Annotated in this window: 9 protein-coding genes and 2 pseudogenes; 5 read left to right on the top strand and 6 right to left on the bottom strand. The window is 69.5% G+C overall.

The window, feature by feature from the left end; translation table 11 throughout:
• Positions 1-563 precede the first annotated feature (563 nt).
• The 5 genes and pseudogenes from EFY87_RS12180 to recA form a co-directional block, all read right to left on the bottom strand.
• Positions 564-1,190, bottom strand: a complete 627-nt coding sequence (locus EFY87_RS12180) for a class I SAM-dependent methyltransferase (protein WP_123271736.1) — start codon at positions 1,188-1,190, stop codon at positions 564-566.
• Positions 1,191-1,255: 65 nt separating this feature from the next.
• The gene (locus EFY87_RS12175; RefSeq protein WP_123271735.1) at positions 1,256-2,029 is read right to left on the bottom strand and encodes a regulatory protein RecX; all 774 of its coding nucleotides are present in this window, start codon (positions 2,027-2,029) and stop codon (positions 1,256-1,258) included.
• Between the two features lie 78 nt (positions 2,030-2,107).
• Entirely contained in the window at positions 2,108-2,608 is a 501-nt protein-coding gene (locus tag EFY87_RS21165; RefSeq protein WP_281276202.1) for a hypothetical protein, read from the bottom strand.
• A 171-nt stretch (positions 2,609-2,779) separates the two neighbouring features.
• Positions 2,780-3,640: pseudogene (locus EFY87_RS21160) on the bottom strand (LAGLIDADG endonuclease); the annotation flags it as partial.
• Positions 3,635-4,270 (bottom strand): annotated as a pseudogene (gene recA, locus EFY87_RS21155) (recombinase RecA); the annotation flags it as partial. The pseudogenes EFY87_RS21160 and recA, both read right to left, overlap by 6 nt.
• A gap of 577 nt (positions 4,271-4,847) precedes the next feature.
• Here recA and EFY87_RS12165 point away from each other — a divergent pair.
• Together EFY87_RS12165 and EFY87_RS12160 are read left to right on the top strand one after the other, a co-directional pair.
• The gene (locus EFY87_RS12165) at positions 4,848-5,153 is read left to right on the top strand and encodes a sigma-70 family RNA polymerase sigma factor (protein ID WP_158607616.1); all 306 of its coding nucleotides are present in this window, start codon (positions 4,848-4,850) and stop codon (positions 5,151-5,153) included.
• Positions 5,150-6,202 (top strand): hypothetical protein, encoded by a 1,053-nt coding sequence (locus tag EFY87_RS12160; RefSeq protein ID WP_123271732.1) that lies wholly within the window; start codon positions 5,150-5,152, stop codon positions 6,200-6,202. Before EFY87_RS12165 ends, EFY87_RS12160 begins: the two co-directional genes overlap by 4 nt.
• Before the next feature lie 30 nt (positions 6,203-6,232).
• On the opposite strand, the gene EFY87_RS12155 is transcribed toward EFY87_RS12160, so the two are convergent.
• Positions 6,233-6,466 (bottom strand): DUF3046 domain-containing protein, encoded by a 234-nt coding sequence (locus EFY87_RS12155; RefSeq protein WP_123271731.1) that lies wholly within the window; start codon positions 6,464-6,466, stop codon positions 6,233-6,235.
• A gap of 103 nt (positions 6,467-6,569) precedes the next feature.
• On the opposite strand from EFY87_RS12155, the gene EFY87_RS12150 reads away from it, so the two are divergent.
• The 3 genes from EFY87_RS12150 (at position 6,570) to EFY87_RS12140 (ending at position 12,764) form a co-directional block, all read left to right on the top strand.
• Positions 6,570-7,436 (top strand): SDR family NAD(P)-dependent oxidoreductase, encoded by an 867-nt coding sequence (locus tag EFY87_RS12150; RefSeq protein WP_123271730.1) that lies wholly within the window; start codon positions 6,570-6,572, stop codon positions 7,434-7,436.
• Positions 7,433-7,981, top strand: a complete 549-nt coding sequence (locus tag EFY87_RS12145) for a carboxymuconolactone decarboxylase family protein (RefSeq protein ID WP_123271729.1) — start codon at positions 7,433-7,435, stop codon at positions 7,979-7,981. The genes EFY87_RS12150 and EFY87_RS12145 overlap by 4 nt, the downstream gene beginning before the upstream one ends.
• 103 nt (positions 7,982-8,084) lie before the next feature.
• Positions 8,085-12,764, top strand: a complete 4,680-nt coding sequence (locus tag EFY87_RS12140) for an ATP-dependent helicase (RefSeq protein ID WP_123271728.1) — start codon at positions 8,085-8,087, stop codon at positions 12,762-12,764.
• Positions 12,765-12,769: the final 5 nt, after the last annotated feature.

Genomic DNA, 12,769 nt, shown 5'->3' with positions numbered 1-12,769 from the left:
GCGGGGTACAAACCCGCCGACCGGCATACGACCTCGAGCTGCGCGCTCCTCTCACCGAGCGGGGTAGAAGCCCACCGACCGGGGTACAACCACACACACTCAAACCCCGGATATCTACCCCGCTCGACACCGAAGTACCCCGCTCGACGAGAGGGCGCCCGGGCCTCGATACGCCCTCCTCTGCTGCGCCCTCCTCGGCTGCGCCCTCCGTACGTCCCCCGCTACTCACGGACAGGCTCCCCCTGGCTACTCGGCCGGCCACCCGGCGCGGCGGACCGCCGTGCAGAAGAAGGTTCGCTCCGCCGGCTGACGGTCGAACCGCTCGCTGACGCCCGAAACCACCGCTGACGCCGCTGCTGCACCGTCACCGGCCGTTTCGGCCGTCAACCGCAGCGGCGCCTGGATCTCGGAAGCACTCTCCGCGGTGCCCCTCGATACGCTCCCCGTTCTACTCCTCCACCACTCAGGACAGGCTGCTCCAGTACTACTCGGCCGCCCAGGAGGCGATTCGCTCCTCCCGCCGCGTCATCCGGAACGTTCCGCCCGCCCCGCTCCTCCGCTACTCAAGACACCGCTCGGCCGCCCGGGAGCAGGCGAGGTTTGGTCCAGGACAGCCAATACCTGCCCAGCCACAGGCGCCGGTAATGCCGGCCCGGGAGCACGCGACCGGAGGTGCGACGCACCTGTCCATAGGTCAGTGGCGGCGGCCAGACGATCGGAGCGGAATGCTGCCACTTCCCACGGGCGCTATTCGCGGCGAGGATTCCCACGGCACCGACCAGTGACATGGGCCAGTCGACAATGCCATTGCGAGCAAATCCGACAACGCCCAGGCGACCGCCCGGCCGGAGCAGATCGCGAAGACGCAGCAGCCCCTGCTCCGTGTCCGGCAGATGATGCAAGGTCGCATTCGACACGACCACGTCGAAGCTTTCCAGTTGAAATGGGTAGGAAAGTACGTCCCCATGGACCCAGCCGACGTCGCGGTCTGCCCAGCGATCCCGGGCACGCTCCAGGACGCCGGCGTCAGCATCCAAAGCGGTAACCTCGCATCCGGCGGCAGCAAGTCGCGCGCTCAAGAAACCGTCGCCGCAGCCAACGTCGAGGACGCGGCTGCCAGGCCGGGCGCAGCCGACGAGCAACCGGTCGTAGTGGATGTTGATGTTCCACGGTTCGCCTGAACGTGCCACACCCTCACCGTACGGCGACGATGCCCGTTTCGAGGCTCATCGACCCCGCACACGCGGGGACACTGTCAGTCCGGCTGATGCTCCGGCGCATCCGCAATCGCCTCGCGGATCACCGACCAGGCGATGGCTGACGAATATCCTTTGCGCGCAAGCATTCCCGCGAGACGGCGGGCCTGGACGGTGGCGTCAAGGCCATGCATGGTGCGCAGCTTCTTGTCGACGAGTTGTCGTGCTCGGTCGCGTTCGGTCTCGTCGTCGATCGCGTCGAGCTGATCGTTGATCACGTCGTCGTCGAAGCCCTTGCCGCGCAACTCCTGGGCGATCGCCCGCCGCGCGAGGCCGCGGCGGGAGAGCTTGGACCGCACCAGGGCTTCGGCGTTGGCGGCGTCATCGATCAGCCCGACCTCTTGAAGCCGGTCAAGCACCTCGGTCGCCACCTGATCGTCACAACCGCGCTCGCGCAGCGTGTCGGCCAGCTGCTGGCGACTGCATGGCGCGGCAGTGAACCGGCGCAGCACGATGGCCCGGGCGACTTCGTGCGGGTCGGCGTCGCGGCCGCCGCGATCCGCGGGCGGCTCGCGGTCGTTGCGTGCCTGGCGCGCCGCACGTCTTCCGACTCCCGCACCGCTACGGTCGGACACGACCGCCGAGCGGCCGCCGCTGCTGCGTCGCTCGCTCCCCCACCGCGTGGAGTCCCGATCCCCGGTCTCCCGCCCGTCTGCCTCGACGTCGCCGCCCGGCCGACCGGTTACGCTCGAACCGGCCCAGGGGCCGACGATCACGTCCGCGGGATCGAGGAAGTCCGGTAGCGAATCCTGTGCACTGTCAAAGGGATTCATCTGCAGCGCCCGCCTTCGTCATACGTGGAGGTCATCTCGGGGGACCAGACGCCCGCCGCCGGTCCCCCGAGATGAGGATCAGAAGTCGACCGCGGTGACCACGGAATCCTCGGCCGGCGCCTCGGTCTTGGGGCCGACGCCGAGCTTCTCCTTGATCTTCTTCTCCAGCTCGTCCGCCAGGTCGGGGTTGTCCTTGAGGAAGTTGCGGGCGTTCTCCTTTCCCTGGCCCAGCTGGTCGCCCTCGTAGGTGTACCAAGCGCCGGCCTTGCGCACGAAACCCTGCTCGACGCCCATGTCGATGAGGCCACCCTCGCGGGAAATGCCCTGGCCGTAGAGGATGTCGAACTCGGCCTGCTTGAACGGTGGGGACACCTTGTTCTTGACGACCTTGACGCGGGTGCGGTTGCCGACCGCGTCGGTGCCGTCCTTCAGCGTCTCGATGCGGCGCACGTCCAACCGGACCGAGGCGTAGAACTTCAACGCCTTGCCACCTGTGGTGGTTTCGGGGCTGTTGTGCACCATCACGCCATCCACGAAGTAGTTGTGCGTCCCGGCAACCTCGATGTCGAACCGGTGCATCGAGCGGGTGCGCGGCTTGACGTGAACGTCGAGCACGGATGCGGGAACCAGGACGCCGCGGGGCTCCACGAACTCCGGCTCCACGGCAAACTTGCCTTGCAGACGGGGCAGCAGCTTGTAGGCCATCGACGGATGCACATAGGGCGCGACGATCTCCTGGAACCGATCGGTCCCCGCACGTGACATCGTCAGCACGGCGACCTGTCGCTCACCGCTGAGGCGAAGCCGACAATCCACGCCGTGCACGTCCCGCAAGTAGGAGGCGACTCGCGCCCTCGATGCCTCGCTGAATGCCTCGACACAGATCTCGATGCGACCGCTACCCCCGGCCGTGCGCTCCTGCAAACCCTTGGACCTCATGGTGAACGAACCGTCGTCCATGAACCAGACGGCGAGAGCAAGTGGTGTCAGCGCCTTGAGGAAATCGTCCGTGAGGTGCTTCTTGCCGTCACCCCAGTAGATCACCTCACGCAACTCGCCGAGTTCAGGAAGAGGCGAAAGATCAACGTGCACAGCGCCGTTCGGCCGCTCAGATCGTGATTGCCCGATGTTGCCGAGCATCGCGCACTTCCAGTCCAGGTAGTCCACCTGCGTGGCGCCGTGGCCCATGCGGAACCGCACGCCGTGCCGGCCCTGAGTGTTGGGGGTCAGGTGACCGTCCCCCATCAAGCCACCGAGCACGACCTGCCACTGCTGGTCGCTGAGTCGCGCAGTCTCACTCACCATGACCCGGTCGCCGGGGATGATCTCGGCCGCTTCGCGCCAACCGCCGGGAGTGCGAATGAGGTGGTTTTCGGTCGCGGCGAACTGTGACCGCCCATTACCGCCGGACTTCTCGACCGTGAATTGCAGGAACTTGTCGGTGACACCGTTGTCGAACCACCCGGTGACCGGCCGGTTGACGATCCGATTGGTGTCCGGGTCATAGGTGCGAACCTCGACCTCAAGCTGCTGGTTGACGATCTTGCCGATCTTCTCCGTCGTGCCGTCTGCGAGCGTCACCCGGGTGCCGTAGGAGAAGCAGCCGAACATGACCCCGATCTTCTCGCGCAACTGGTTGATGAAGATCGCGGTGGTGCCGGTGTTGTTGAGCGCGCCGGTGATCTTGCGCAGCGCCTGGGACATCAGCCGGGCCTGCAGACCGACGTGGCTGTCACCCATCTCGCCCTCGATCTCGGCGCGCGGCACGAGTGCAGCGACCGAGTCGACGACGATGATGTCCAGCGAGCCGGAGCGGATCAGCATGTCGGCGATCTCCAGCGCCTGCTCACCGGTGTCGGGCTGGCTGACCAGGAGTGCGTCGGTGTCGACACCGAGCTTCTTGGCGTATTCGGGGTCGAGAGCGTGCTCGGCGTCGATGAATGCCGCGATGCCACCGGCGCGCTGGGCACTGGCCACCGCGTGCAGGGCGACAGTGGTCTTACCCGATGACTCGGGACCGTAGATCTCGACGACACGACCGCGCGGGAGACCGCCGATGCCGAGCGCGACGTCGAGCGCGATGGCGCCGGTGGGGATCACGTCGATCGGTGGCCGGACGTCGTCGCCCAGGCGCATGACCGCGCCCTTGCCGTGCGCCTTCTCGATCTGAGCCAGGACGGTGTCGAGGGACTTGAGCTTGTTGTCGCCAGCGCTCGGGCCACCGGTCGTCTTTGCTGCCATGTGCTGCACTCCTTCATGAGTTCGAGGTGAGTCGCGTCCACCGGCGACCGTCCGGGCTCGCTGTGCAGGTCGAGCTCTGGAACGTGTCAGACGCTAGGTCCCCGCACCGACAACCCGCCCTGAGCTGTCCACGCACCTGTGGACGACGGGCCGTCGTTCGAGGACTTGTGGACGAGCCTAGATCATCTTCCCGAACATCCGTACGAAGGGTGCCGGCGTGGCGTGTCGCGACCGGCCCGCCATACGACCGCCCACCCGGCGGCCCCGAAACTGCACGCGATGCGCACCCAACCTTTCGCCGCACGAAACAGTTGAGAGGGAGTGAGTAGCCGACCATACTTCGTGCCAGCCGTCACGGCACGGACCACTGAGGGGGTAGCGGTGCGCCATCCGACGGACGACGACTTCGCCACCTTCGTCAACACCTCGTCCGAACGGCTGCTGCGCACCGCGTGGATGCTTACCGGCGACGAGCGAGTCGCCGAAGAGCTCGTCCAGGAAGCCATGGCATGCATGTTCGTGAAGTGGCGACGGGTGCAGCACGACAGACCGCTCGCCTACGCCCCGCCGCATCGTCGTGAACCTGAGCAACGACCGCTGGCGCCACCGCGCGCACGAAACGGTGAGCAAACTCGGCATCGTGCCGGATCTCCCGGCCGCTGACCGGCATCACGACGTCGATGATCGCGACCTTGCCGTCCGGCTGCTGGAGCAGCTTCCGGCGCGGCAACGCGAGGTGGTCGTGCTGCGCCACTACGCCGGCCTCACCGAACAGGAGACGGCCGAGACCCTCGGCATCAGCCTCGGGACAGTGAAAAGCACCTGCCATCAAGCACTTTCAACCCTCCGCAGGGCCATGCACGACGCTGAGGAAGCATCATGACCGATCACGCCGAAGACATCGAGCAACTCTTCGCAGCTGCACGGCCAGGTGCCATGAGTGTCGATGCGGACCTGGCCCGGGAGACTGGCCGCCACCGCATCCGCTCCCGGCGGATGGCGCTCGCCGGCGCTGCTCTCGCACTCGTGGTGGCCGGCGCGGGCACGGTCCAGCTCGCCGGGCGCACGGGCGACACGACCAGTCCCGCCCGCACGACGCATTCGGCACCGTCGCCGTCGCATGCGGTGCCGTCCCCGCGGCATTCCCTCCCCAGCGGAATGCTCTTCGAACGCAATGGCGCGGCGAAGCGCCTGCCCTATGACCAGGTGACGCTGCCCGGCACGCCGAGCGGCAGCTACGCCATCGACGGCACCCTGGCGCACCTCACCATCAGTGCCGTGCGGGGCGAGCGGAAAACGCCGCTGCAGGTTACGGGGCCGTCCGCGAACGGCCTGTTCACCGCGCGCGACGGGGACACACAACTCGTGGCGTTCGCGGTGCCGGCCAGCACCAACACCGCCTACCTCGTCCCGAGCGGCACCGAGGCCCACCGGGGCGTGCCCCTCGCATCTGGCGGGCAGGTTGCCGTCGCCGCACTTCCGGCCACCTCGCAAGTCACCGGCGCGTGGTGGTGGACCGGCATTGGCAGCACCTTCGGAGCGACCGGCGGCGGCGCCGGCACGCTGCACGTACTCCCTGCCGAAGACCTCAGGATCTTCGTCCTCCCCGGGCTGCACAGCTGGGGAGTGTGGTCGGAGACCGGGCTGGCCTGGCGGACCTCCCTCACCAGCGTCATGGACACCGGGGGCGCCGACGGCGGCGGCCTGCCACGCACCTATGCCCGGCTGCTGCCGGCCTCGGCGACGCACATCGAGGTCACCAGGAATCCGTCGGTGCGTGATCCCCAGGTTGTCATCCGGAGAGTGCCCGGCACGGCATACCAGCTCGTGCTCGTCACCTCGATGGGGATCGGAACGAGGCAATGGACGGTCCTCGTCAGAGAGGTCAGCTGGGTCGACGCCGCCGGTCACGCGCACCACGACGCCGGCTGACGGCGGCCCCCGCCCGTATGCCGAGAGCGATCAGGCGTTCCGGCGCTCGCTGAGCGGCAGGTCGCGGCCGAGCCACCGCTCCTCAGGGATCTGCAGATCCCGGCACAGCGCGAGCCAGACCTCGCGGGGCTTGACCCCCTCAGCGAGCGCCTCGTCCGGGGTGCGGTTGCCCAGCTGTTGCAGGACGTGACTGCCGCCGAGGACCCCGGCATACGCCGAACCGAACTCGTCGGACATCAAGCGGCGGTATTCGGAGAGCTTCACGCGTCCAGGGTAGGCGCCGCAACGGACAGCCCGTCACGAGCGCGGCCACTGACAGCGCCAGCAGGCCGCCACGGGCGGCTACCGGCGGGTAAGTTGGCCCGGTATGACGACCAGCGATCGACTGCAGCACAAGCGCGTCCTGATCACCGGCGCCGCACGCGGCATCGGTGCCGCGCTCGCCAAGCGCCTGGCCGAACGCGGTGCGCGCGTCGCGGTCGCCGGTCTCGAACCGGAACTGCTGGAAACCGTCGCGCGCGAAATCGACGGCCCCTGGCGGCAAGTGGACGTCGCCGATCGGACTCAGGTGGACGCCGTCACCAGCGAACTTGTCGGCGAGCTCGGCGGGCTGGACATCGTGGTGGCCAACGCGGGCATCGCCCGGCAGTTGCCGATCGTCGGCGGCGATCCGGAGGTGATGGAGCGCACCCTGGCGGTCAATACGCTCGGCACCTACTACACCCTGCGCGCCGCCGCGCCGCACGTTGCGCACCCCGGCGGCTACCTGCTCGCGACCTCCTCCCTCGCCGCAGCCGTGCATGCACCGCTGATGGGCGCCTACTCCGCGTCGAAGGCGGCCGTCGAGGCGATCGGCAACACCCTGCGCTGGGAACTGCACGGCACGGGTGCGCGGGTCGGGGTCGCGTACTACGCGGAACTCGACACGGACATGACCAGTCGTGGCTTCGGGACCCGTGCCGGATCGGCGCTGCTGGGCGGGCGCACGTCGGTCACCGTCGTCACGCCGCTGTCCGCCGCCATCAACGCGCTCGACCGCGGGATAGCCCGGCGGTCGCGGATGATCTGGGCGCCGTGGTGGATCGCGCCGCTGCTGCCGGGCCGGATGATCGCGCAGCGGATTGCCGAGCTGAAGCCGATGCCGGACCTGCAGCGCGCGCTGCAGCTGGCCCGCGACGAGGAGACGGATTTCACCACAGCACAACCGAATTCGCCGGCCAAGGAGGATGTATGACGCGCGCCGGCCAACGGGTCCCACCAGGAACCTGGCGGACCAACGGACCGCTTGCCGCCGGCTTCGCGAGCCTCGCCGGTCGCGTCACCCACACGGCACCTCCGGCGGTCTTCACGGTGCTGGGCCGCGGCCGGCGAACCTTCTGGGGCTGGCTCGGCTTCGCCGCCACGCTGATGCCGTTCGGCTCCCTGGACCGCTGCGACGGCGAGCTGGTCATTCTGCGGGTCGCGCTGCTGCGCGGGAGTGACTACGAGATCGCGCACCACGAGCGCATCGCGCGCCGAGCCGGGCTGTCCGCGGATCAGGTCGAGCAGGTGGTCGGCGCGACACCGGAGTCGTCATACTTCAGCGAGCGGCAGCGTGCCCTCATTGCAGCAACCGATGAGCTCATCGCCGACGACGACCTTTCCGACGGCACCTGGACGCTGCTGCACGACCACCTCGGCGACCGCGGCAGTGTCGAATTCCTCCTGCTTGCAGGGCAATACCGGATGCTGGCCACGACACTGCACGCGTTGCGGATCGGGCCCGACCCCACCGAGTGACGCATTCCCCTCCGAGTGACGCCATTGCATCTGCGTCACTCGGTGGTACGTGAGTCAGTGAGCGTGCGGGTATGTCGGCGGCAGATGGGAAGCTATCCCGACGATGACCGACGACGTTCTGCAGCGCTTCTCCCCCGCCACGCGCGCGTGGTTCGAGGGGTCCTTCAGCGCGCCGACACCCGCCCAGGCAGGCGCGTGGGACGCCATCAGCAACGGCGACCACACCCTCGTCGTGGCACCGACCGGTTCGGGCAAGACGCTCTCGGCATTCCTGTGGGCCATCGACCGTATGGCGGCAGCGCCCGCACCCGAAGCTGCTATCGAACGTTGCCGAGTGCTCTACGTCTCGCCGATGAAGGCGCTGGCCGTCGACGTCGAGCGCAATCTGCGCTCACCCTTGGTCGGCATCCAGCACGCAGCCGATCGGCTCGGGATCGGCCGGCCGGAGGTCTCGGTGTCGGTGCGCTCCGGCGACACCCCGGCGAGCGAACGCCGAACCTTCGCACGACGCCCCAGCGACATCCTGATCACCACGCCGGAGTCGCTCTTCCTGCTGCTCACCTCGGGAGCGCGTGCGGCGCTGACCGGCGTCGAGACCGTCATCATCGACGAAGTGCACGCGGTCGCCGGCACCAAGCGCGGTGCGCACCTCGCGCTCTCGCTCGAACGCCTCGACGCGCTCCTGCCCCGCCCCGCCCAGCGCATCGGGCTGTCCGCCACCGTCCGCCCGGTGGAGGAGGTCGGGCGCTTCCTCACCGGCGGGCGCCCGGTCACCACGGTGCAGCCACCGGCCGAAAAGCACTGGCAGCTGGACGTGGTCGTGCCGGTGCCGGATCTGACCGACCTGGGACAGACCGCGGGGGACCTTGACCAGCCTGGAGACCCCGCAAGCCGGGCGTCCATCTGGCCGCATGTGGAAGAGCGCATCGTCGACCTCATCGCGGCGCACACGTCGACGATCGTCTTCGCCAACTCCCGCCGCCTGGCCGAGCGGCTGACGGCGCGGCTCAACGAGATCTGGGCCGACCGACTGGCCGGCGACGCCGAGAGCTCTGCGCCCTCCAGGGGCGCCTCGCCCGCGCAGGTGATGGCCCAAGCAGGTCAATCACACGGTGCGCCAGCGGTCCTGGCGCGTGCACACCACGGCTCGGTCGCCAAGGAGCAACGTGCCGAGATCGAGGACGCACTCAAGTCCGGTCGGCTGCCGGCCGTCGTCGCGACGAGCTCACTGGAGCTGGGCATCGACATGGGCGCAGTCGACCTGGTCGTCCAGGTCGAGTCGCCACCGAGCGTCGCGAGCGGTCTGCAACGCGTGGGGCGGGCTGGGCACCAGGTCGGTGCCGTGTCGCACGGCGTGTTCTTCCCGAAGTTCCGCGGCGACCTCGTGCAGACGGCGGTCGTCGTCGGCGGCATGCGGGCCGGAATGATCGAATCCCTCGCCATACCAAAGAATCCCATCGATGTGCTGGCACAGCACATCGTGGCGATGTGCGCCATGGACGACTGGTCGGTGGACGAGTTGCAGCAGCTCGTATGCCGCACGGCATCCTTCGCGACGGTGCCGCGGACGGTCACCGAATCCGTGCTGGACATGCTCGCCGGACGCTACCCGTCCGACGAGTTCGCCGAGCTCCGGCCGCGGATCGTCTGGGATCGCATCACCGACACCCTCAGCGGCCGGCCCGGAGCGGGACGGCTCGCGGTCACCAGCGGCGGCACGATCCCCGACCGAGGCCTCTACGGCGTCTTCCTCGCCGGCGGGGACGGGCCGGGGCGGCGTGTCGGCGAACTGGACGAGGAGATGGTCTATGAGTCACGGGTCGGCGACGTCTTCACCCTCGGCACGACGAGCTGGCGCATCGAGGACATTACGCACGATCAGGTGCTCGTCACGCCGGCGCCCGGGCAGCCGGGCAAACTGCCCTTCTGGAAGGGTGACGCTCCCGGCAGGCCCGCCGAATTAGGTCTCGCACTCGGCGGATTCGTGCGCGAGCTGGTGGCGCTCGACGACGCCGGTGCACGTTCGGTCGTGGCGGATACCGGGCTCGACGAGTGGGCCGCCGACAATCTGCTCGCCTACCTGCGGGAGCAGCACGAGGCCACCGGTCAGGTTCCGCACGACAAGGCGATCGTCGTCGAACGCTTCCGCGACGAGCTCGGCGACTGGCGGGTCGTCATCCATTCGCCGTATGGCGCCCCGGTCCATGCACCCTGGGCGCTCGCGATCGCCGCGCGCATCCGCAAGCGCCTGGGCATCGACGTGCAGACGATGCACGGCGACGACGGCATCGTGCTGCGCCTTCCTGACATCGATCCCGACAGCGACGCCGCCGACCCCGCCCGACTGCTGGAACTCGTCACGCTCGATCCGGAGACTATCACCAGTGTCGTCACCGACGAGATCGGCGGATCTGCTTTGTTTGCAGCGCGTTTCCGTGAGTGCGCCGCACGCGCCCTGCTGCTGCCGCGGCGCAATCCGGGACGCCGCCAGGCGCTCTGGCAGCAACGCCAACGCTCGGCGCAACTGCTCGAAGTGGCATTCCGCTACCCTTCCTTCCCCATCGTGCTCGAAGCCGTGCGCGAGTGCCTGCAGGACGTGTTCGACGTGCCGGGGCTCGAGACGCTGCTGCGGGACATCGCCGCCCGGCGGGTGCGGGTCGTGCAGGTCGACACCGATGCGCCGTCGCCGTTCGCGACCAGTCTGCTGTTCGGCTATGTCGCCCAGTTCCTCTATGAAGGCGACTCCCCGCTCGCCGAACGCCGTGCCGCTGCCCTGGCGCTCGACCCGTCGCTGCTGGCCGATCTGCTCGGCACCGGCGAGGGGGCATCGCTGCGCGAGCTGCTCGATGCCTCCGTCGTGCGCGACACCGAGCTCTCCCTGCAACGGCTCACCCCGGAGCGCGCCTGTCGCCACGCCGAGGACCTCGCCGACCTGGTCCGGGTGCTCGGTCCCCTGACGATGGACGCGATCGAGCTGCGCACCCGCCCGGAAGTAAAGCACGAAACACGTTCCTGGATCGACGAATTGGTGTCTGCACGGCGCATCATCGAGGTCCGCTGGGGCGAGACGCCGCGCTACGCCGCAGTCGAGGATGCGGCCCGGCTGCGGGATGCCCTCGGCGTGGCGCTGCCCGCCGGCATACCCGCGGCGTTCCTCGAGCCGGTCGCCGATCCGCTCGGTGACCTGGTCGCCCGGCATGCCCGCACCCACGGACCGTTCCCGGACGTCGAGGTCGCCGAGGCTCTGGGCATCGGGCGGAGCGTCGCCCACGACGCGTTGCGCCGGCTGACCGGCGCCGGTCGCCTCGTCGAGGGCGAGCTGCGGCCGACCGAGCTCGGCGGCGGGATTCACGGCGTCGACTACTGCGATCCCGAAGTGCTGCGCACCATCAAGCGCCGCTCGCTCGCGGCGCTGCGCGCCGAGGTCGAGCCGGTGCCTGCAAGCGACCTGGCGCGCTTCCTGCCGGCGTGGCAGGGCGTCGGCGGCAAGCTGCGCGGACTCGACGGCGTGCTGCGGGTCGTGGAGCAACTCGCGGGCGCGAGACTGCCGGCCAGCGCGCTGGAGACCCTCGTGCTGCCGGCACGGGTCGCGTCATACGACCCGGGGATGCTGGACGAGCTGATGGCCGGCGGCGACGTCGTCTGGCAAGGCCATGCGGCGCTTCCGGGCGACGACGGCTGGGTGTCGCTCCATCCGGCGGACACCGCAGCTCTGACGCTCGCGGCGCCGGATGAGACGGTCGACCTCACCGACCTGCACCGAGTCCTGCTCGGCCTGCTGGCCGGCGGCGGTGCCTACTTCTTCCGCGCCCTGACCGATGGTGTCGGCGCAGCGGAGCTACCCGCCGGGGACGACGAGGTGCTTGCCGCGCTCTGGGACCTGGTCTGGTCGGGGCGGGTCAGCGGTGACACCCTCGCGCCGGTGCGGGCGCTGCTCGCCGGCGGACGCACCGCGCACAAGGCGCGCGCACTGGGCCCGCGGCGTTCTCGCTACGGACGCGCAGCCGCCCTCGGCGGGATGCGACCGGCCCGGCGGACCGTCACGCGCGGCGGACCGCCCACCGCCACGGGCCGCTGGTCGGTGCTGCCGGAGCCCACGACCGACGCCACTGCCCGGGCATTCGCCACGGCGGAAGTGCTGCTCGACCGGCACGGCATCGTGACCAGAGGCGCTGTGCAGGCCGAGGGCGTGCCGGGTGGATTCGCCGCCGTCTACCGCGTGCTCGCCGCCGCCGAGGACTCCGGCCGGGTGCGGCGCGGCTACTTCGTCGAAGGCCTCGGCGCGGCACAGTTCGGTGGCTCGGGCGCGGTCGACCGTCTGCGTGCGAGCGGCAAACGCGTTGAGCCGCAGCGCAATCCGTGGGATGTCGTGCCCGTGGCCGAGACAGCCGCCGTCGTCCTCGCCGCCGCCGACCCCGCCAGCCCGTTCGGCGCCGCGCTGCCCTGGCCCAAGCGCGACGACGCGCCGGCCGAGCACCGCCCGAGCCGGCGGGCCGGTGCCATGGTCGTCCTCACCGACGGTGGGCTGACTCTCTTCGTCGAGCGTGGCGGGCGCACCGTCCTCAGCTTCACCGACGCCGTCGACCGGCTCGAAGCGGCTGCCGCTGCCCTGGCGAAACTCGTGCTCGCTCCAGCCGATTCACACCGCACGCCGCGGCTGCGCGGGCTGACCGTCGAGAGCATCGACGGCGCGCCCGCACTCGGTTCCGCGCATCCGCTCGCACCGGCGCTGCTCGACGCCGGCTTCCACACTGCGCCGAAAGGGCTGCGTCTGCGGCGCTGACGCCC

The organism is Flexivirga caeni (assembly GCF_003724155.1).
In the GTDB taxonomy this organism is placed as follows: Bacteria; Actinomycetota; Actinomycetes; order Actinomycetales; family Dermatophilaceae; genus Flexivirga; species Flexivirga caeni.
The sequence above is the reverse complement of the archived record's forward strand: the minus strand, read 5'-3'. Positions and strand labels throughout refer to the sequence as shown.

Excerpts from the sequence above, each read along its gene's own strand:
- EFY87_RS12150 (WP_123271730.1), top strand. The coding sequence starts at position 6,570 with ATGACGACCAGCGATCGACTGCAGCACAAGCGCGTCCTGATCACCGGC.
- EFY87_RS12140 (WP_123271728.1), top strand. The coding sequence starts at position 8,085 with ATGACCGACGACGTTCTGCAGCGCTTCTCCCCCGCCACGCGCGCGTGG.
- EFY87_RS12175 (WP_123271735.1), bottom strand. The coding sequence starts at position 2,029 with ATGAATCCCTTTGACAGTGCACAGGATTCGCTACCGGACTTCCTCGAT.
- EFY87_RS12160 (WP_123271732.1), top strand. The coding sequence starts at position 5,150 with ATGACCGATCACGCCGAAGACATCGAGCAACTCTTCGCAGCTGCACGG.
- EFY87_RS21165 (WP_281276202.1), bottom strand. The coding sequence starts at position 2,608 with ATGCACCGGTTCGACATCGAGGTTGCCGGGACGCACAACTACTTCGTG.
- EFY87_RS12145 (WP_123271729.1), top strand. The coding sequence starts at position 7,433 with ATGACGCGCGCCGGCCAACGGGTCCCACCAGGAACCTGGCGGACCAAC.